Raw genomic sequence first — 20,496 nt, forward strand, 5'->3', positions numbered from 1 at the left:
TTCATGAAACATGGTAAACAACGCGTTAAACCGGGCGGGAATTTTAACGATTTGCTCATAGACTGCCGCATCGACGCACAGGCCGTACGATTGCAGAACACCGGCGGCAGTCCCCCCGGGGTGAAATTTCGGAGAACCATATTTGACGTTTACGCACACGTCAGAATTCCATAGGATCGCCTTCAAGGACCGGACATGGCCGGGGAAATGGTGAGGATCGTAAAATGCCCGTCTACAAAGCCCCTGTGAGTGACACACTCTTCATCCTGAACGACGTTCTGTCGATCGGTCGCCATAACGATCTTGCCGGCTTTGCCGATCTGTCGAACGACATGCTGGAGGCGATCGCCGGCGAGGCGGCGAGGCTGGCGGAGCAAGAACTCCTGCCGCTCAATCTTCCCGGCGACAGGCAGGGCTGCACGCGCCGGGACGACGGCACGGTGAGCGTTCCCGACGGCTTCCGGGACGCCTACGACCTCTATCGCCAGGGCGGCTGGATCGGCCTTGCCGTACCGGAGGAATTCGGCGGCCAGGGCCTGCCCTACGTGCTGCACACGGCGGTCGGCGAATATATGTCCTCGGCCAATATGTCGCTGATGATGTATCCGGGCCTCACGCAGGGCGCGATCGCCGCCTTTCTCGCCCACGGATCCGACGCGCAGAAGGCCATGTGGCTGCCGAAGATGGTGGACGGCAGCTGGACCGGCACGATGAACCTCACCGAGCCCCATTGCGGCACCGATCTCGGGCTGCTGCGCACCAGGGCAACGCCGCAGGCCGACGGCTCCTACAGGATTTCCGGACAGAAGATCTTCATCTCCGCCGGCGAACACGACATGTCGGACAACATCGTGCATCTGGTGCTCGCCCGCATCGAGGGCGCGCCGGACGGCACCAAGGGTCTCTCGCTCTTCATCGTGCCGAAATATCTGTTGAAGGACGACGGCGCGCCGGGCGAGCGCAACGCCGTTTCCTGCGGCGCGATCGAACACAAGATGGGCATCCACGGCAATGCCACCTGCGTCATGAACTACGACGAGGCGACGGGCTATCTGATCGGCGTGGAGAACAGGGGTCTCAACGCCATGTTCGTGATGATGAACGAGGCGCGGCTCGGCGTCGGGCTGCAAGGGCTGGCCATTGCGGAGGCCGCTTACCAGAACGCCGCCGCCTATGCCCGCGAGCGCTTGCAGGGGCGCGCGCTTTCCGGCGCGAAGAACCCCGCGGACAAGGCGGACCCGATCATCGTCCATCCGGACGTGCGCCGCACTCTGATGACCATCCGGGCGTGGACGGAAGGCGGCCGCGCCTTCACCTTGTGGACCGCGCTGCAATCGGACATCGCCCGCCGTTCGCCGGACGAAGCGGCAAGACAGGCGGCCGACGACCTGCTCGGCCTGATGACCCCGATCCTCAAGGGTGTCCTGACCGACAAGGGCTTCGACCACGCCGTGATGGCCCAGCAGGTTTTCGGCGGCCACGGCTATATCGAGGAGCAGGGCATGAGCCAATATGTGCGCGATGCGCGCATCGCCATGATCTACGAAGGCGCGAACGGCATTCAGGCGCTCGACCTCGTGGGCCGCAAGCTCGGCCTGAACGGCGGCCGCGCCATCATGGCGCTTTTCAAGGAGATCGGCGATTTCTGCGAGGAGAACCGCGACGACGAGACGCTCTCCTTCTTCACCAAGCACCTGAAGAAAGGGCTGAACGACCTTCAGGCGGCCACCATGTGGTTCATGCAGAACGCGGTCGCCAAACCGGACAATGCAGGCGCAGGATCGACCGATTACATGCATCTCAGCGGCCTCGTCACCGTGGGTTACATGTGGGCGAGAATGGCGAAAGCCGCCAATCAGGCTCTTGCCGCAGGCAAAAGCGGGCGCGAAGACGATCTGCGGAACAAGCTGATCACGGCGCGCTTCTTCATGGAGCGGCTGATGCCGGAGACCGCATTGCGCCGCACGCGTATCGAGGCGGGCGCAGATTCGACGATGGAGCTTCCGGCGGAGGCGTTCTGACGCCTGCCCGCAGCCGGCCGGAAGGCGTAGAGTCGCCTCCGGCGCAGATTCGACGGCGCTCACGCGCCTCCAGGGAGAAAGATCAATGACAGACGTCTTCATCTACGACCATGTGCGCACCCCGCGCGGACGCGGCAAGAAGGACGGAGCGCTGCACGAGGTGCCCTCCGTCCGCCTCGCCGCAAAGGTTCTGGAGGCGGTGCGCGACCGCAACGGGCTCGATACGGAAAAGGTCGACGACATCATCATGGGCTGCGTCGATCCGGTGATGGACGCCGGCGCCGTCATCCCCAAGGGGGCGGCCTTCGAGGCCGGTTATTCCACCCGGGCACCGGGCATCCAGATCTCGCGCTTCTGCGCCTCCGGCCTCGACGCCGTGAACCTCGGCGCAGCGAAGATCGCGCAAGGGGCGGACGATCTCGTCGTCGCCGGCGGCGTGGAGAGCATGTCCCGCGTCGGCCTCGGCATGTCGGGCGGCGCATGGTTCATGGACCCCTCCGTCAACTTCCCGGCCTATTTCATGCCGCAGGGCGTGTCGGCGGATCTGATCGCCACGAAATACGGCTTCTCGCGCGACGATGTCGACGCCTATGCCGTGGAAAGCCAGAAGCGGGCGGCCCACGCCTGGGACAACGGCTATTTCAGCCAATCCGTCATTCCGGTGAAGGACATCAACGGGCTGACCATCCTCGACCGCGACGAGCATATGCGCCCCGGCACCGACATGCAGGCGCTGGCCCAGCTGCAACCCTCGTTCCGGATGCCCGGCGAGATGGGGGGCTTCGAGGCCGTCGCCATTCAGGCCCATCCGGAAATCGAGGCGATCGACTACGTCCATCATGCCGGCAACTCCTCCGGCATCGTCGACGGCGCGGCCGCCGTGCTCATCGGCTCGAAGGAAGGCGGGGCGATCCTCGACCGCAAGCCGCGCGGCCGTATCCGGGCCTTCGCCAATATCGGGTCCGATCCGGCGCTGATGCTGACCGGGCCGGTGGACGTGACGGAGAAGCTCTTTTCCCGCACCGGCATGACGCTTGCCGACATCGACCTCTTCGAACTGAACGAGGCCTTCGCCGCCGTGGTGCTGCGCTACTGCCAGGCGTTCGACATCGCGCCCGACAGGATCAACGTCAACGGCGGCGCCATCGCCATGGGTCATCCCCTCGGCGCGACGGGCGCGATGATCCTCGGCACGGTTCTCGACGAACTGGAGCGCCGCGATCTCAACACCGCTCTCGTCACGCTTTGCATCGGCGCCGGCATGGGCACGGCGACGATCATCGAACGCGTCTGATCCGGAGGAAGACATGAGCTACGAGAACTTCACCATCGAGACCGACGCCGACGGCATCGCGCTCATCACCTGGGACATGCCCGGCAAATCGATGAACGTCTTCACCGCCGCAGTGATGGATGAGCTGGACGGGATCATCGACACCGTCGCCGCCGATGGCGGGATCAAGGGCGTCGTCATCACCTCCGGCAAATCCTCCTTCTCCGGCGGCGCCGACCTTTCGATGATCCAGTCGATGTTCACCTTCCAGCAGGCGGAAAAGGCGAAGGACCCCGCAGGCGCGGCAGAAAAGCTGTTTGCGCTGACGGGCCGGATGAGCGCGCTCTTCCGCAAGCTTGAAACCTGCGGCAAGCCGTGGGTTTCGGCGATCAACGGCACCTGCATGGGCGGCGCCTTCGAAATGTCGCTGGCCTGCCACGGCCGCGTCGCCTCGAACGCCGGATCGGTGAAGATCGCGCTGCCCGAGGTCAAGGTCGGCATCTTCCCCGGCGCCGGCGGCACCCAGCGCGTGCCGAGACTCGCCAATGCGCAGGACGCCCTCCAGATGATGACCACCGGCCAGTCGCTGACCGGCGCGCGCGCCCGGGCAATGGGGCTCGTCCATCAGGTCGTCGAGCCCGGGCAACTGATCCCGGCGGCGAAGCAGATGATCAAGGATGGCCTCAAGCCCGTCCAGCCGTGGGACGAAAAGGGCTTCAAGGCGCCCGGCGGCGGCATCTGGACGCCGGCCTCCGCCCAGCTCTGGCCGGCCGCGCCGGCGATCCTGCGCCGCGAGACGGCGGGCAACTATCCGGGCGCGCTTGCAATTCTCAAATGCGTCTATGAAGGCCTTCAGGTGCCCTTCGACACCGGGCTGAGGATCGAGCAGCGCTATTTCACCCATATTCTCCAGACGACCGAAGCCTTCTCGATGATCCGGTCGCTCTTCATCTCCATGCAGGAACTCGGCAAGGGCGCGCGCCGCCCGGCCGGCCAGCCGAAGGCGGAATTTGGCAAGATCGCCGTGGTCGGCGCGGGCTTCATGGGAGCCTCCATCGCCTATGTGACGGCGGCCGCCGGCATTCCGGTGGTCCTCATCGACCGCGACCAGGAAGCCGCCGACAAGGGCAGGAGCGTCTCCGCAGGCCTCGTCGCCGGAGCGGTGGGCAAGGGCCGCCTGACGCAGGAGGACGGCGAAACGCTGCTTTCCCGCATCACGCCCACCGCCGATTATGCGGCACTCGCCGACGCCGATCTCGTCATCGAGGCGGTCTTCGAGGACCGCACGGTGAAGAAGGAGGTGACGGAGAAGATCGAGGCGGTGCTGAAGGCGGACGCGATCTTCGCCTCCAACACATCGACCTTGCCGATCACCGGCCTTGCCGGGAACTCGAAGCGCCCCGGCCAGTTCATCGGGATCCATTTCTTCTCGCCGGTCGAGAAGATGATGCTGGTGGAGGTGATCCTCGGCAAGGAGACGGGAGACCGGGCGCTTGCCACCGCGCTCGATTATGTCGCCGCAATCCGCAAGACACCGATCGTCGTCAACGATACGCGCGGCTTCTACGTCAACCGCTGCGTCTTCCGCTATATGGCCGAGGCCTACGACATGCTGATCGAAGGCGTGCCGGCGGCGATAATCGAGAATGCCGCCCGGATGGCCGGCATGCCGGTCGGCCCGCTGTCGCTCAACGACGAGGTCGCCGTCGACCTCTCCTACAAGATCTTCAAGGCCTCCGTCGCCGATCTCGGACCGCAATCGGTCGATCCGCGCCATATGGAGCTGGTGACGAAACTGGTGGAAGGCGAAGGCCGCCTCGGCCGCAAGGCCGGCAAGGGCTTCTACGACTACCCGCCGAAGCCGGCGAAGAAGAAGCTGTGGCCCGGCCTGAAGGACCTTTATCCGCAGCAGAAGCCGGAAGACGTGGACATATCGGTTCTCAAGCAGCGCCTGCTCGTCACCATCGCGCTGGAAGCGGCCCGCACCATGGAGGAAGGCATCGTCACCGATCCGCGCGAGGCCGATGTCGGATCGATCCTCGGCTTCGGTTTCGCACCCTATACCGGCGGCACGCTCTCCTATATCGACGGCATGGGCGTGCAGGTCTTCACGGATCTCTGCGAGACGCTTGCAGCACGCTACGGCGAGCACTTCCGGCCGACGCCGCTGCTCAGGGAGATGGCCTCCAGGGGCGAGACCTTCTATGGCCGTTTCGGCGGGACGGGACGCAAGGCGGCCTGACGGTCGCCATCGCTTGAACGGCCGGCGGGAGCGCCGTCACGACGGTTTCGGCGCTCCTGCAAGAAAGAAGCGCAATTCGGCCCGGGTCCCGACACGCCGGGGCACATAGTCGAGCGTCGTACCGAGGTTCATCGCCATCGCGCCGATGATCTTCGTGCCGAGCCCGGTGCCCTTCACCGTACCCTGTCCGTTCCAGCCGACGCCATCGTCCTCGACCGCAAGGAGCGCGCTTTCTCCGTCGAGGCTGGAAAATGTCACGCAGACCTCCCCGCCTTCCACGTCATAGGCATATTTGAAGGCGTTGGTCACCAGTTCGGTGACGATGACGCCGAGCGATACGGCGCGGTCGGTGGGCACGCTGAGCGGCTCCAGCCGGCGCGCCAGCCGCACTCTGGTGCCCTCCCCGCGCATGGAAGCGTCAAGCTCGCTGAGAAGCGTATTGAGATAGGCGGCGGCGTCGACGTTGCGGACGTCTTCCGACGTATAGAGCCGCCGGTGAATGCCGGCGATGGCGGTGATGCGCGCCTGGGTTTCGGCAAGTGCCGCCTTCACCGTCTCATCCGCAGTCCCCGAAATCTGCAATCTTATCAGAGCGGCGGCCAGCGCCAGCGAATTGCCGACGCGATGGTTCACCTCGGCCAGCAGCACTTCCGCGCGTTCCTTCGCCTGCTTGATCTCCAGATCGGCCTGCAACTTGGCACGCTTCAGCGCGGCGGTTTCCAGCGCCTGCCCGACGGCGCTGGCCAACAGCGGCATGAACTCGTCGCCAACCGTCTTGACGACATAGTCGGCCGCACCGGCCTTCAGCGCCTCGATGGCGACCTGAGCCTCGTTGGAGCCCGTCACATAGACGACCGGCGCCGCCCCCGGCATGCCTACGATCTCCTTGAGGAAGGAAAGCCCCGTGCCGGATTTCAGGAAATGATCGAGAACGACGACATCCAAGTCGCCATCGGCCAGCATCGCCCGCCCTTCCTCGACATCCTCGGCATGCAGCAGATCGTAGCCGTAGCGATGAAACACCTTCTGGACGAGACGCGCCAGGATCGGGTCGTCTTCGACATAGAGAACACGCAGGGAGCCGTCCGTCATCTATTGGGTCTCGGGTATCTGGATCACGGAGAAGAACAGGCCGAGCTGACGGATCGCATTGGCGAAATTGTCGTATTCGACCGGCTTGGTAATATAGACATTCGCTCCCAGATCGTAGCAGCGCTGGATTTCGCGCTCGTCGTCCGTCGTCGTCAGGATGACGATCGGCAGGCGTTTGGTATGCACGTTGGTCTTGATCTTTTGCAGGATATCGATGCCGGACATGTCCGGCAGATTGAGATCGAGGAGGATCAGCAGGAAGCGGCCGGCACTCACGAGGCCGGAGCGGTCCTCGCCCAGAACGAAATCCAGCGCGTCCGAACCGTTGGTGAAAGGCACGACCTCGTTGTGCACGCCCGCGCGGCGGATGTTCTTCTCGATGAGGCGCGCGTGACCCTCGTCATCCTCGACCATGACGATGGTGACTTCCTTGCCCAAACCATTCATGTCTGCAAACTCCTGACTATCTTGCTGAGATCGTGCGGGAGAAAAAGCGCGAAAGTCGTGCCCTTCCCGGGTTCGGATCGAACGGTGATATCGCCGCCGAGATTACGCATCAGCGAGCGCACATGCGCAAGGCCGATCCCTTCGCCCGGCTTGTCCTGCGTGCCGGAGCGGCGGAAAAGCTCGAATATCCGCTCGTGATCCTCCGGCGCGATGCCGCGGCCGTTATCCGTGAATTCGATGGTGACGCCGGCGCGGCCCCGATTGGCCGAACGCACGGAAATCCGCAGCGGCCGCCCGGTCGAGCGGTATTTTATGGCATTGTCGAAGAGATTGCCGAAAACCTGCTCCAGCGACAGGCGATCGGAAACGACCGACGGCAGGGAGGCGGCGACTTCGATTGCGCCATCGGCCTCGGCCACCTGATGGGCGACCGCGGCGGCGCCCGCCTCGGCCAGCGCCTTGAGATCGACGCGCTCGAACCTCAGTTCGCGGCGACCGTCACGGGAAATCTTCAGGATGGCGTTGATGAGCGAATCCATCTTCTTGGTGGAGGAACGGATAAAGCCGATCGCCTCGGGAAGGTCTTCCTCCGCTGCCCGCCGCGCCTCCAGGATATCGCCCTCGCCCGGTTTCCTGCCGTCAGCGAGCACATAGGCCCGGATCGCATCGAGGGAGGCTTGCAACTCGCTGGTGAAGCCCATGATGTTGACGAGCGGCGCACGCAGGTCATGCGTGACGATATAGGCAAAGCGCTGAACCTCCTGATTGGCGCGGATCAGCTCCTGCGTACGCTCGTCGACCCGGCGTTCCAGCGAGGTGTTCAGCAGTTCCACTTCCCGCCGTGCGGCGAGAATATCGCGGGTATACTGGCCGATAACGACGATGGCGACGGCGATGATGGCGACGAGGGCGATGGCGCCGACGACAGTCGTCCATTGCAACGCCTCGGCCGAACGTAGCGTGTCGGCGACATTTTCCTGAAGGTTTTCCTCCGCCCCGGAGATGATGGCGGAAAGCCGCGCGCGAAGCTCGTCCATCAGGACGCGCCCGCGGTCATTATGCACGATCGCGATGGCTTCCGCCGTCCGTCCCTGTTCGGCGAGGTCCACGGTGTTTGCAAGCTCGACGAGCTTTTCGGACAGAAGCGGGTCGATATCGCCAACCTGCGCGGCATATTCCGGAAGGGCGGCGGCGTGCGCGTTCAGTTCCTGCCGTTTCTCGGCGATCGCCTGCAACGCCTCGTCGTAGGGTTTGCGGAAAGCCGGATCGGTCGTCAGAAGGAAGCCGCGCTGCCCGGTTTCGGCTTCCTGCAACGTGGAGAGAAGGTCCGCGGCGGCGCTGCGCACCAGGCGCACTTCCACCACATCGGAAAAAGTGCCGTTCACCTTGTTGGCAAGCCAGAGCGACGCACCGACGATGCCCAGAAGCGCGACCATGCCGGCGATGAGCAGCAAGAGCGTCGAGCGAACGAAGGCGGCATTCGATATCGGCATTCCATTCCCCCGCGTCCGGGACGCCTTCGCTGCGCCCGCAACAGACCGACCATATAATGACCGGATCGACTTGCAACCTGTGCAACCTCATACACCCCGATTTTCCGGCGCTTCGAGGGGTATTTGCGTCAGCTGCGCGGCCGCAGCCGGCCGAACCGCTCGCCGGCGACGATGATCATGCCCGCCGAGCAGATCAGTACCGCACCGGCCACGACATTCGAACCGGGGATATCGCCCCAGATCAGATATCCAAGGGCGAAGGCCCAGACCAGCGAGGAATATTCGAAGGGCGCCAGCACGGAGACCGGCGCGCGGCGCATGCCTTCGAAGAGAGCGAACTGCGCCATGCCGGCCAGCACGCCCGTTCCCGCCATCAACAGGAACGCCGTCGGCGAGACCGGTTGCCAGACGAGCGGCACAACCAGACCGGTGAGCAGGATGAAGAAGCCGCTGGAGATCGCCATCTGGACCTCGGTGCGCTCCTGCAACGCCGTCTTGCGCAGAAGCACCGTGGCCGTGGCCCAGAAAGCGGCGGCCTGAAGCGCGAGATAGACCGGCAGCGACAGGGTGAGGCCGCCAACCGCGCCGCAGGCGATGACGACGCCCGCAAAACCGATGGCGATCGCGCACCAGCGGCTTGCCGGCACCCTTTCCCCGAGAAGAGGGACGGACAGGATCGTCATCAGAATGGGCGAGGCGTAATAGAGGGTCGTCAGTTCCGCAAGCCCGAGGTCACGGGCGGCGCTGTAGTAACAGAGCCATGCCGAAAGCAGAAGAAGACTGCGCAGAAAGAGCGGCCGCAGCACCGGCTAGCGCCAGGACGCCACAAGAAGCGGCCGCCGGCCATAGACCGCGCAGAGTGCGAAGATGGTGATGCTGCGGATGAACAGGATCTGCCAGACCGGCAGCGCCACCACCAGCCATTTGACCGCGGCATCCTGCAAGGTGAACAGGAAATAGGCGAAGGACGTGAGCAGGATGCCCGAGGAAACGGTCTTGTACACGGAAGAGCCCCGCAAGGCCTTGGGGGAAAGCGGCCTCGCTTTCTGATAGCGCACCGCACAGCCGAGGGAAAGAGGCCGGAAATCCGGGTAGCGTCTGCACGCGCCGTCTTCACGATCCAACGCGAAAGCGTTGTTTCCCCCCGGAAGACGCCTGCGGAAACGACGGCCAGAAAAAGGAAAATAATCCTTTTCGACTTTACGGCGAAACTGCCGTCGGCTATGCTTGCGACCGATCGGACCGCATGGAACGGTCTGTCGCCTTGGCAGGGTTTTCGAGGATGCTTTCCCACAACAGGATCTGGGCCGCGATCGACGCCCTCGCCGAACGTCACCGGCTTTCTCCCTCCGGCCTCGCCCGCCGCGCGGGGCTGGATCCGACATCCTTCAACAAATCGAAGCGGCAGGGCGCCGACGGCCGCCAGCGCTGGCCTTCGACGGAATCGATCGCCAAGGTTCTGGACGCCACCGGCGCCTCGATCGACGAATTCTTCTCCTTCTTCACGGGGCCGGCCGACGAGACAGCGCTCCCGCAAGGCTCCTTTCCGCCGCAGGCCGGCACCATTCCCCTTCTCGGCTTTGCCCAGGCGGGCGCCGGCGGTTTCTTCGACGACGGCGGCTTTCCTGCCGGACAAGGCTGGGACGTGGTGGAATTTCCATCCTCCCCGGGCCGGAAGGCCGGCGTCTACGCGCTGGAAGTCCAGGGCGACAGTATGTTGCCGCTCTATCGCGACGGTGATGTGCTGATCGTCGAACCTGGCGCGCAGGTGCGCCGGGGCGACCGGGTCGTGGTGAAGACGCGCGAGGGCGAGGTGATGGCCAAGGTTCTCCACCGCCAGGGTCCGCGCACCATCGAACTCCTGTCGCTCAACCCGGACCATCCGAACCGCAGTTTCGAAATGCGGGAGATCGACTGGATCGCCCGCATCATCTGGGCCAGCCAGTAGAAACGTCTCCTCTTACAGTCCGCCGTAAAGATCGACCGGGAAGTAACGCAGATAGATTTCCTGCAAGCGTCCGTTTCGCGACAGGGCAAGCAGCGCATGATCGACCGCCTCGGCGATCGCCCGGTCCTGCTTGCGCAGCATCACGGTCAGCCCTTCGCCGAGAAAGTGCTCGGAAAAATAGGGACCGCCGAAAAGCCGGCAGCAGCCGGCGGCCTGCGTGCCGTTCGTCCAGAACGCAAGCTGCATGCCGTCCCCGAACACCGCCGCCACCTTTCCCGTCCCGAGGGCGGCGAAGAGGGTTGTCCGGTCCGCAAAGGGCTCGGACTTCAACGTCGGGAAAAATGCCGCCATCATCGCCTCATGCGCCGTTCCCGCCAGCACGCCGACCGGTTTTCCCGCCAGATCGGCGACGCCCGCAAGCGCCGTCTGACGCGGCACCGCAAAGCGGGCCGGAAGACGCATGAAGGGACGGGAAAAGGCGAAGCGCTTGCGCAACGCCTCCGTCACCGCGATGCCGGCCACGACCGCCTCGCCGTTACCGTCGGCAAGCGCGGCCTCGATGTCGGAAAAGACCACCGCCTGGATCTGGCATTTGTCCATCATGGCCAGTTCACGGCAGATTTCCCGCGCCAGATCGACATGAAAGCCGGAGAGCTTCCCGGTCTGGTCGATGAAGTTGAAGGGCGGGAAGTCGACGGTGGTCAGGAACCGCAATCGCAGGACGCCGGAAAGATCGGGACGGGCGATGCGTTCGCGCGTATCGAACAGGATCGGCAAATCGACGGAAGCCTTTTCGGCGGCGGCGACCGGCAAGGAGAAGATCGTCATCCAGAACAGACAAAGAGCAAGAAACCCATGAGTTTTAGGGGGTGAAATTGCTATTTGCCACATTACAATCAACTTAGGGTTTTGGGGGGGGACGTAGCCGCTTGCGCGGCCGCGAAGGCTGCATGCGACCGCGAGAATATCCTCATGACGTCCGCTTGGCCACCGCAATCGGCATCGCCATGCCGGCAGGCGAACCGCCGCCGCCTGCCTTCGAGGTGCCTCTGCCGTTCATGGCGGAAGCCCGGCTTTTCCGGCGCCTCGGCTTTTCCAAACCGCTGATCTCCAGCCTGCTGTTGCGCGCGAACCGCAATGGCACATCGCTGGAGGCCGAGCTTCTGGCGGGCGGGCACATGAAGGAGGCGGTCTATTACGAGGCGCTCGCCGAACTGCTCGACCTGCCCTTCCTTCCCGTTCTCGATGCAGGACTGGTGCAGGATCTGCCGGGAGCCGACAGCCAGCTCGTCGAGCCGCGGCTGGTTCGCCTTCACCATCCCAGCCGGCCCCCGGTCACCGCCATCGTACCCGAAGCTGTAAACCTCATGACGCTTGCCGGCAGGCTGGAGCGATGTCCGCCGCTTCGCACCGCCCTCGCCATCACCACGCCGTCCGCCCTGCGCAAGGCCATCTGGGAGGTCGGGAGCCATCGGCGGCTGCGTGAAACCATCGACGGACTTTTCAAACGGACGCCCGAAGCCAGCGCCCGCGTCACGCTCTGGGGCCGGCAGGGTTTCTACGCCGGAGTATGGCTTGCCGCGAGCCTCTGCCTGGCGATCCTGCGCCCGGACCTTGCGCTGCTGTTCACCCACCTCCTGCTGAGCCTGTTCTTCTTCGCGACCTTCTCGATCCGCCTCGAGGCCCTGCGCTCCTATCGGGGAGGCCGGAAATCGCCTCTTCCTCCCCGTCCCGACAAGCCGAGGCCCGTCTATTCCGTCTTCGTGGCGCTCCACCGCGAGGCGGCGGTGATGCCGCAACTGATCCGTACCCTCAACCGTCTCGACTGGCCGCGCTCCCGCCTCGACATCAAGCTGATCTGCGAAGCGGACGACGCGGAGACGCTCGTCGCGCTCGCCGCAATCCCCCTCGGGCCGCAATATGAGATCGTCCTTGTGCCGCCCGGCGAACCGCGCACCAAACCCAAGGCGCTGTCCTATGCCCTTGGTGCGGCGCGCGGACAGTTCCTCGCCATTTACGACGCCGAGGATCGGGTGGAGCCACAACAGCTCGAGGAAGCCTGGCGGACATTCGAAAACGGTCCCGCGGATATCGCCTGCCTCCAGGCTCCCCTCGTCATCACCAATCTGCGCAATGGCTGGCTCTGCGCCTTGTTCGGGCTCGAATACGCGGGCCTGTTCCGGGCGCTTCTGCCCCGGCTGGGCGCCGCACGCCTGCCGATGCCGCTCGGCGGCACCTCCAATCATTTCCGGACCGAGACGCTCAGGGCGGTCGGCGGCTGGGATCCGCACAATGTCACCGAAGATGCGGACCTCGGCCTGCGTCTCTATCGTCACGGTTACCGCTGCGGCACGATCACCCGCCCCACCTATGAGGACGCGCCGCCAGACGCCCCGGCGTGGATCGGCCAGCGAACCCGATGGTTCAAGGGCTGGCTCCAGACCTGGCTCGTGCTGACGCGTTCGCCGGCCCGTCTCGTCCGCGAAATGGGGCTATGGCAGGCACTCGTCGCCCAGGTACTGATCGGCGGCCTTATCCTTTCCGCCTTCTTCCATCCGCTGGTTGTCGTCTATCTGGCGCTTGTCGTCTGGCTCATGCAGCGATCCATGGAGAACGCAAACCTCCTGACCAGCCTGCTTTTCGCCGTCGACCTCACCAATATCCTCGGGAGCTACGCCATCTTCATCCTGCTCGGCCGCACCGCGATGAGCCCGGCCGAACGCGCGGCCGTCGGCCACCGGTGGATCTACACGCCCGCCTATTGGCTGCTCATGTCCTATGCCTCCTGGCGCGCGTTGCAGGAACTGCCGGTGAAACCGTTCTTCTGGAACAAGACGCACCACCAGCCCTCGGGCAAGGACGAAGACCTGCCCATCCCGCCCTCCGGGACCCTGCCCGAAAAGGCCGGCGGACCGGAAAGACCAGGAAACGAACCGGCAGCCGCGTGGATTTGACGAAGCCGGCGAGCCGTCAACGCAAACCCGATCACGCCGGGATGCATCGGCCTCATGAAAGACCGGAGGGGGCGGCATCCCATGCATGGGCCCGGATCAATCGGGGATCGTCGGCATGTTGCAGCAGCATGCGCTCCACCCGTTGCTGCCAAAGCGTCGCGAACCGGGCCTCTTCGTCCTTATCCGCCGTCTCCGCCGAAATCCTGGGAAACAGCGCTCTCATTGCGGGATCGGGCGGCACCGCTGCCATATCCAGATCGAGGATGACACCCTTTCCGGTATCGCGCCGCCGGAGCGCCAGAAGACCGTCGATCGGCGCATCGAATTGCAGAAGGTCCCGGCGCGCGAAGCGGCGGTTCGCCCCGATGCCGCCGAAGCCGGTCTCAGGCGCTGCCCCGGTCAACAGCGTCGCGACCGCCGCGACGACGCCGGTCGTACCCTCGTCGCGCGCATCGCGCATATGGATCTCGATGCCGCCGCGTTCCGGCAACCCGTCACCATACAGACGGGCGAGCCCCTTGCGTATCATGAGATAGGCGCCGGCAACGGTCGGGCAGGAATGTCCCGAGAGCTTTACGGCGTCGGCATAGCGATAGACGATGACACCGCTCGTCGACGTGCCGAGGACGACGGCCAGCGGCTCGTGCAGCGTGACAACGGGAACCCTGTCGAAGAACGCGGGAAAGTCCATATGTGTCTCCGCCGCGGTATCCGGCCCGGCTTTCCGGCCTTTTCCCGACATGATGCTCATCCCGTCTCGCCGATGGTCTTTCCGCCACCGCCCGTCGCGGACTGGCGGCTCCTGCATTCGCAGCCCTCAAGCTCCATGACGACCCAGGCCGGGCAATCGCAAAGCCCCTGGCTGCCGATGGCGGACATCATCTCGAGACGCTCCATGCGCCCGGCCAATCTCGCCGCTTCCAGGTCAGCGGCTTCGCTTTTCGCAACCATGACAGCCTCGCGATCCTAAAAGATGCACTCAAGATGTATCTTTGAAAATCGGGAGGCAAGGGAAAAATTGTCGCGCTTGCGCCCGGGCAATGGAGACCGCTGACTTATCCGGGCTCAAGCGGCTTGAAGGAGCGGCGGTTTTGGCTGGAACATGGCCGGGATGGTCGGCTCTGGCTGTCGGAAGGGACCCCGCAATCGATCATCAAGGTCGCCGTTTAGATCTGCCGTTCGGACGTGCATGAGCACGTGAGCAGCGTGGATTGACCGACGCATCTGTTGCTTCTCGACCATCCGCAGATGCCACTTCACCGTCCTGGTGCCCCTGTCGATGGTCGGAAACGCTTCGAAGGAGCCTGACCGGGATCGTCCCTTCCAGACACCACCCTCACAGGTGCGCCATCCAGCTCCACAAAAGGCGACCCTGGCGTTTCTTCCAGGGCGCGCACCTCACGGAGAATCCAGCAGAGACAATGCGACGGCGAGCAGCGTGCCGACCGCAGGCTTCCAGCGCTCGGTGAACGTCTGGTCGCTTCGTTTGCCTTCAGCTGGCTTGACCAAAATGCAGGCCGACGCCGGTGGACTGCTCCATGCGCTCCATGTAGCGCCTGACGTTGGCCGGATACTGAACGCCCTTCACGATGCTCAGCATCCGCAGCGACGGGTAAAGCACGAAGTCGTCGGCATCCACATGGTCACGTCCGGCAAGCATGCTATCCAGCTCTGTCAATTGCACTTCAATGTCGCGGATCAGTTCCGGGCTCTGGCCGAGCAAATCCTCGAACGCCCCGAAATTCTTTGTCTGGCGGCTTTTGAATGCGGCGCGCGCGGTTTCCGTCGCAAACTCCGGAAGATCCGCACGGGCCAGACGGGGAATGGAAAGATTGAGGATAGGCCGCCACGCTGCGTCGTGCCACAGCTTGATCGCGCTGTTTTCTTCCACCGGGATGACGACGGGCGTCCCGTGCAAGCCGTCGACGTAGTGCACGATATCCATGCTCTCGGCCATATGAGTGCCATCGGCCTTTTCCAGAATAGGCATCGTCTTCTTACCGACCAGGCCGGTGGGAGTGTCGGCATCGTCTTCCAGAACGAAACGCAACTCGACCGGCAGCGACTTTAGCCCGAAGATCATGCGCGCCCTGGCGCAAAACGGACAATGGTCATAAACATACAATTTCATCAGTAAGGCTCCGTGTAAGTTCGGATTCCGGGTAACGCTCTCCCGGAATTCATCGGCAATGACGCGGGTCGTGTCCTGGCCGGGCTCAGCTTGGACTCTCCACAATGCCACCTTCGACCCGAAGCGCTGCGCCCGTGGTCGCGCTCGATAGTGGCGAGGCGACATAGACGGCGAGATTGGCGATTTCCTCCGGCTCGGCGAAGCGCCCGATCAGCGTAGACGGACGGTTTTCGGCAAGGAACCGGCTTTCGGCCTCGGCCGCGTCAATGCCGCCTTCGCGCGCCAGATCGGCGATGAAGGCGACCGAGCTTTCGGTTCGGGTCGGCCCCGGCAGAACGGCATTCGCCGTCACGCCTGTGCCCGCCAGTGCCTTGGCGTAACCACGCGACAGCGCCTGCAACGCCGCCTTCGATACACCGTAATGAATCATCTCGACGGGAATGTTCTGCGCCGATTCGCTGGAGATGAAGATCAGCCGGCCCCAGCCGTTTTCCTTCATGACCGGCGCGTAATGGCGCGCCAGTCGTGCGGCGCTGGTCACATTGACGTTGAAGATATGCGCCCAGTCGGCATCATCCAGTTCGAAAGCCGGCTTCGCGCCATAGATGCCGAGATTGCTGACAAGGATATCCGCCTGCGGCACCCTGGCGATCAGTTCCGCCGCGCCTTCCGGCGTGGCGAGGTCGGCGGCGACGCCGGAGACTTTCGCATCCGGCTGCTGCCCGACGATAGCGGACACCGCCTTGTCGACCGCCGCCTGCGTGCGGCCGGTGACCACCACATCCGCTCCCACACCGGCCAGTCCTTTGGCGATGGCGAAGCCGATGCCGGCGGTCGAGCCGGTGACGATGGCGCGTTTTTCTGCAAGATCGATTTTCATCATGGTCTCCTTATGCGGCGCTGTCGATCGTCTCGAAGCCGGCGTCGACGAAACGGTCGAGCAGGTCGAACGAGCGGGCCTTGTCCGCCGTCCAGCCGAAAACATTGCCGCCGAACACCAGCGGCGAGATCGAGAGGCCGGAACGGCCGAGAGGTCTCTTCGTCATGGTCGTATTCCTTGTGTGAATTGGTCCATGCCGTATCTAATTACATTGATATGCGCATTAAATAACGGTTTTATTGTTTGATTGGAAATTCAGGGTGTTCAATCATGGACCGTTTCACCAGCATGCAGGTCTTCGTGAAAGTCGCCGATCTCGGCTCCTTCGCGGCGGCGGCGAATGAACTGAAACTGTCGCCGGCCATGGTCGCCAAGCATATCCGCACTCTGGAGGAGCGGCTTCAGGTGACGCTGATCCGCCGCACGACCCGGCGGCAGAGCCTGACCGATGTGGGCCTGAGCTTTCTGGAGCGCTGCCGCTCGATCCTCAGCGAGGTGGAGGCGGCCGAGAACCTTGCGGCCGAAAGCCAGAGCGCGCCGCGCGGGCTTTTGCGGGTCAACGCGCCGATGACTTTCGGCAGCACCAGCCTTGCCCGCGCGCTGCCCGACTATCTGCGCGCCCATCCGGACGTCAGCGTCGAGCTGACCATCACCGACCGGATGGTCGATCTGGTCGACGAGGGCTTCGACGCGGTGATCCGCATCGGCGAACTTGCCGACACCTCATTGCGGGCGCTGGCGATGACGCCTTATGAAATGGCGCTGTGCGCCGCGCCCGCCTATCTGGCGGCTCATCCCGCGCCACGGCGTCCCGCCGATCTGGCCAACCACGCCTGCCTGGGTTTCGCTCACTGGGCGCCCCGCAACCAGTGGAGCTTCGAAGGTCCGGACAAAACGACGGAGACGGTCGAGGTTCACGGCCCCCTCACCGTCAATATCGGGCACGCTTTGCGGATGGCGGCGCTGGCGGGACTTGGAATCATTCTTCAGCCGCGCATCCTGCTTCAGGACGACATCGACGCTGGGCTTCTGGTTTCGCTCCTGCCGGACTGGCGGCACGCCGCCCGCCCGATGCATATCCTCACCGCGCCCGACCGGCGCAGAACCCGCAAGCTCGCCAGCTTCGTCGAATTTATCGCCCAGCGCTTCCCGCTGCGTGGACAATGAAACACGCAGAGCGGTCGTGGACCGTTATAGCAAAAGGCTAATATGGTGCGGTATATCCACGCCACGTTAGCCTCAACGACTTCGGCCTGGACAAGCGCGTCATTGCCGAAATCCTCAGGTGAGAAGATTATTCGCCGTCCCGTCGGACGCAGCGCTGCAACCGAAGCGATTATACGAAAATCCAGGCTGGAGCGGGTAGCGGGAATCGAACCCGCGCGTTCAGCTTGGGAAGCTGGCAGGCTACCATTACATCATACCCGCGAGGAGCGCAGTCATTCAACAGTTCGACGAAGCTGTCAAGCACCTGGCCCGTAAAGCCGCGCGAGCGGGCATCGGCTTCAGGGAGTGCGGAAATGCTTCGACAGCTTCAGGCCCTGCGCCTGATAGTTGGAGCCGACGCCGGAGCCGTAGAGGCCGGCGGGAGCGTCCAGCATATGCTCGTAGACGAGCCGGCCGACGATCTGCCCGTGCTCGAGGATGAAGGGAACTTCATGGCTACGCACCTCCAGCACCGCGCGACTGCCGGAGCCGCCCGCCGCCGCATGGCCGAAGCCGGGGTCGAAGAAGCCCGCATAATGGACGCGGAACTCGCCGACGAGCGGATCGAAGGGGGTCATCTCCGCCGCATAGCGCGGCGGCACATGCACCGCCTCGCGCGATACGAGAATATAGAATTCGTCCGGGTCGAGGATCAGTTCGTTGCGTCCGCGGCTGAACAGCGGCTCCCAGAAATCGAAGATATCGTGCTGGTTCTTGCGGTCGACATCGATGACCGACGTATGGCGCTTGCCGCGGTAGCCGATCAGGCCGTCCTTGCCCGTCCCCTTGAGATCGATGGATAGCGCAATGCCGCCGGCGGAAACATTGGGCGTCTCGCTGGCGACCAGAACATCGCTGGCATGCAGCGCCAGAAGCCCGGCGTCATCCAGCAGGGCGTTGCCCTTGCGGAAACGGATCTGGGAAAGACGCGAACCGCGGCGCACGACGATCGGGAAGGTTCGCGGCGAAATCTCGAGATAGAGCGGGCCGGAATAGCCCGGCGGGATCTTGTCGAATTCCTGCGCCCGGTCGGTGATGACCCGGGTGAAGATGTCGAGCCGGCCGGTGGAGCTCTTCGGATTGGCCGAGGCGGCCAGTTCGGCCGGCAGATCGAGGCTTTCCATCAGCGGCACGACATAGACGCACCCCGTTTCAAGCACCGCTCCCTCGCTCAGGTCGATGACATGCAGCTTCAGCCGGTCGAGCTTGTCGGAAACAAGGTTCGCCGGCCCCGGAAGGAAGGAGGCGCGGACGCGGAACGCCCGGGCCCCGAGCCTCAGGTCAAGGCTTGCCGGCTGGATCTGGTCTTCGTCGAGCGGGGCCTCGCTCCTCAGCCGGCCGGCGTCGTGCAAGCCGCGAATGGCTCGGTCCGCCAGAATTCCCGCATCGCGCGCCGTAGAAACACCCATCATGATACCGCCCCGTCAGAAGGCCGCACAAAACCAAATGCCGGCAATTGACGCAAGCGCATCCACGCAGTAATGAGCTTTTATCCCGTGGTGATTTGGCCGGCCGGCTTGCAGCCACGTAAAACAAGTAGCTAAAAAGGCCGGGCATCGGACCGGCCTGCTTTTGCGGCCGGTTTTTTTGTTCGAAGGCGATGATCACATGAGCAAGCCCTGGCGCCCCGCCACCCAACTCGTACATGGCGGGACCACCCGCTCGCAGCACGGCGAAACCGCCGAAGCGATTTTCCTGACGCAAGGCTTCGTCTACGACACGGCGGAGGCCGCCGAGGCGCGTTTCAAAGGCGAGACGGACGGCTTCATCTATGCCCGCTACGGCAGCCCCACGAACGACATGTTCGAAAAGCGCATGTGCATGCTGGAAGGGGCGGAAGACGCCCGCGCCACCGCCTCCGGCATGGCTGCCGTGGCGGCGGCGATCCTCTGCCAGGTCAAGGCCGGCGATCACATCGTCGCTGCGCGCGCCCTCTTCGGCTCCTGCCGCTGGGTCGTGGAAACGCTCGCGCCGAGATACGGGATCGAATGCACGCTGGTCGACGGTCGCGATCTTGCCAACTGGGAAAAGGCGATCCGCAAGAACACCCGGGTCTTCTTCCTCGAAAGCCCGACCAATCCGACACTGGAAGTCGTCGATATCGCAGGCGTCGCAAGGCTTGCCGACCAGATCGGCGCGAAGGTGGTGGTCGACAACGTCTTCGCCACGCCCCTGTTTCAGAAGCCGCTGGAACTCGGCGCGCATATCGTCGTCTATTCGGCCACCAAGCATATCGACGGACAGGGGCGCTGCCTCGGCGGCGTCGTCCTTTCCGACAAGGAATGGATCAACACCCATCTCCAGGACTATTTCCGCCATACCGGCCCGGCGATGTCGCCCTTCAATGCCTGGACCCTGCTCAAGGGCATCGAGACCTTGCCGCTGCGCGTACGCCAGCAGACGGAAAACGCCAGCCGCATCGCCGATTTCCTCGCCGGGCAGAAACAGGTCGCCCGCGTGATCTATCCCGGCCGCAGCGATCATCCACAGGCCGACATCATCGCGCGCCAGATGACCGGTGGATCGACGCTGGTCTGCCTCGAACTGAAGGGCGGCAAGGACGCCGCCTTCGCGCTTCAGAATGCGCTGGACGTGGTGAAGATCTCCAACAATCTGGGCGACGCCAAGAGCCTGATCACCCATCCGGCGACCACGACGCACAAGAACCTCGCCGAGGAAGCGCGCGCCGAACTCGGTATCGCCGCCGGCACGCTGCGCTTTTCGGCCGGGATCGAAGACGGCGATGACCTCCTGGAGGATTTCGCCCGCGCCCTGTCACGGGTTCCCGCCTGAGCGACGCGCGATGCGA

General features: G+C 64.0%; 16 protein-coding genes, 1 tRNA gene, 2 pseudogenes and 1 riboswitch. Of the genes and pseudogenes, 7 read left to right on the top strand and 12 right to left on the bottom strand.

The genetic code is table 11. From position 1 onward, the window contains the following. Window positions 1-224: 224 nt before the first annotated feature. The 3 genes from KYK29_RS15285 (at window position 225) to KYK29_RS15295 (ending at window position 5,536) form a co-directional block, all read left to right on the top strand. A complete protein-coding gene (locus KYK29_RS15285) occupies window positions 225-2,021 on the top strand; it encodes an acyl-CoA dehydrogenase (RefSeq protein WP_254691777.1) in 1,797 nt (598 codons plus the stop codon). A gap of 85 nt (window positions 2,022-2,106) precedes the next feature. Next, complete coding sequence (locus KYK29_RS15290; protein WP_254691778.1) at window positions 2,107-3,315, top strand: acetyl-CoA C-acetyltransferase; 1,209 nt, start codon at window positions 2,107-2,109, stop codon at window positions 3,313-3,315. A 13-nt stretch (window positions 3,316-3,328) separates the two neighbouring features. Continuing rightward, window positions 3,329-5,536: an FAD-dependent oxidoreductase gene (locus KYK29_RS15295; protein ID WP_254691779.1), complete on the top strand. Its 2,208-nt coding sequence runs from the start codon at window positions 3,329-3,331 to the stop codon at window positions 5,534-5,536. A gap of 36 nt (window positions 5,537-5,572) precedes the next feature. Here the strand turns inward: KYK29_RS15295 and KYK29_RS15300 are convergent, their stop codons facing one another. The 4 genes and pseudogenes from KYK29_RS15300 to KYK29_RS15315 form a co-directional block, all read right to left on the bottom strand. Further along, window positions 5,573-6,628, bottom strand: coding sequence for a histidine kinase dimerization/phosphoacceptor domain -containing protein (locus tag KYK29_RS15300; RefSeq protein ID WP_254691780.1), 1,056 nt, complete (start codon window positions 6,626-6,628; stop codon window positions 5,573-5,575). Continuing rightward, entirely contained in the window at window positions 6,629-7,075 is a 447-nt protein-coding gene (locus KYK29_RS15305; protein WP_302795571.1) for a response regulator, read from the bottom strand. Then, complete coding sequence (locus KYK29_RS15310; RefSeq protein WP_254691781.1) at window positions 7,072-8,568, bottom strand: sensor histidine kinase; 1,497 nt, start codon at window positions 8,566-8,568, stop codon at window positions 7,072-7,074. Before KYK29_RS15310 ends, KYK29_RS15305 begins: the two co-directional genes overlap by 4 nt. Before the next feature lie 128 nt (window positions 8,569-8,696). After that, window positions 8,697-9,572: pseudogene (locus KYK29_RS15315) on the bottom strand (DMT family transporter). A 278-nt stretch (window positions 9,573-9,850) separates the two neighbouring features. Here KYK29_RS15315 and KYK29_RS15320 point away from each other — a divergent pair. Next, window positions 9,851-10,516: a S24 family peptidase gene (locus KYK29_RS15320; RefSeq protein ID WP_254691782.1), complete on the top strand. Its 666-nt coding sequence runs from the start codon at window positions 9,851-9,853 to the stop codon at window positions 10,514-10,516. Between the two features lie 12 nt (window positions 10,517-10,528). Here KYK29_RS15320 and KYK29_RS15325 read toward each other — a convergent pair whose 3' ends face one another. Then, a complete protein-coding gene (locus KYK29_RS15325; protein WP_437437259.1) occupies window positions 10,529-11,407 on the bottom strand; it encodes a transporter substrate-binding domain-containing protein in 879 nt (292 codons plus the stop codon). A 92-nt stretch (window positions 11,408-11,499) separates the two neighbouring features. Here KYK29_RS15325 and KYK29_RS15330 point away from each other — a divergent pair, with 92 nt between their 5' ends. Next, window positions 11,500-13,470 carry a glycosyltransferase family 2 protein gene (locus KYK29_RS15330; RefSeq protein ID WP_254691784.1) on the top strand — a complete coding sequence of 657 codons (1,971 nt, stop codon included), beginning with the start codon at window positions 11,500-11,502 and terminating at the stop codon, window positions 13,468-13,470. A 52-nt stretch (window positions 13,471-13,522) separates the two neighbouring features. On the opposite strand, the gene KYK29_RS15335 is transcribed toward KYK29_RS15330, so the two are convergent. From KYK29_RS15335 to KYK29_RS15355, 5 genes and pseudogenes are all read right to left on the bottom strand, one after another. After that, on the bottom strand, window positions 13,523-14,161 hold the full coding sequence (locus KYK29_RS15335) for a hypothetical protein (protein ID WP_254691785.1): 639 nt from the start codon (window positions 14,159-14,161) through the stop codon (window positions 13,523-13,525). Between the two features lie 56 nt (window positions 14,162-14,217). Then, complete coding sequence (locus KYK29_RS15340; protein WP_254691786.1) at window positions 14,218-14,421, bottom strand: hypothetical protein; 204 nt, start codon at window positions 14,419-14,421, stop codon at window positions 14,218-14,220. Between the two features lie 541 nt (window positions 14,422-14,962). Beyond that, window positions 14,963-15,601 (bottom strand): glutaredoxin 2, encoded by a 639-nt coding sequence (grxB, locus tag KYK29_RS15345; protein WP_254691787.1) that lies wholly within the window; start codon window positions 15,599-15,601, stop codon window positions 14,963-14,965. Window positions 15,602-15,686: 85 nt separating this feature from the next. Continuing rightward, window positions 15,687-16,481 carry an SDR family NAD(P)-dependent oxidoreductase gene (locus KYK29_RS15350; RefSeq protein ID WP_254691879.1) on the bottom strand — a complete coding sequence of 265 codons (795 nt, stop codon included), beginning with the start codon at window positions 16,479-16,481 and terminating at the stop codon, window positions 15,687-15,689. Between the two features lie 16 nt (window positions 16,482-16,497). Then, window positions 16,498-16,647, bottom strand: a pseudogene (locus tag KYK29_RS15355) (aldo/keto reductase); the annotation flags it as partial. 104 nt (window positions 16,648-16,751) lie between these two features. On the opposite strand from KYK29_RS15355, the gene KYK29_RS15360 reads away from it, so the two are divergent. Beyond that, complete coding sequence (locus tag KYK29_RS15360) at window positions 16,752-17,648, top strand: LysR substrate-binding domain-containing protein (RefSeq protein ID WP_254691788.1); 897 nt, start codon at window positions 16,752-16,754, stop codon at window positions 17,646-17,648. A gap of 187 nt (window positions 17,649-17,835) precedes the next feature. Here KYK29_RS15360 and KYK29_RS15365 read toward each other — a convergent pair. Next, a tRNA-Gly gene (locus KYK29_RS15365) sits at window positions 17,836-17,909 on the bottom strand. A 77-nt stretch (window positions 17,910-17,986) separates the two neighbouring features. Continuing rightward, window positions 17,987-19,096, bottom strand: coding sequence for a 2'-deoxycytidine 5'-triphosphate deaminase (locus tag KYK29_RS15370; protein ID WP_254691880.1), 1,110 nt, complete (start codon window positions 19,094-19,096; stop codon window positions 17,987-17,989). Between the two features lie 77 nt (window positions 19,097-19,173). After that, window positions 19,174-19,252: riboswitch (SAM riboswitch) on the top strand. Between the two features lie 43 nt (window positions 19,253-19,295). Here KYK29_RS15370 and KYK29_RS15375 point away from each other — a divergent pair. Continuing rightward, window positions 19,296-20,480, top strand: coding sequence for an O-succinylhomoserine sulfhydrylase (locus tag KYK29_RS15375; RefSeq protein ID WP_254691789.1), 1,185 nt, complete (start codon window positions 19,296-19,298; stop codon window positions 20,478-20,480). Window positions 20,481-20,496 lie beyond the last annotated feature (16 nt).

Origin of the sequence: Shinella daejeonensis (genome assembly GCF_024281235.1) — a bacterium.
In the GTDB taxonomy this organism is placed as follows: Bacteria; Pseudomonadota; Alphaproteobacteria; order Rhizobiales; family Rhizobiaceae; genus Shinella; species Shinella daejeonensis.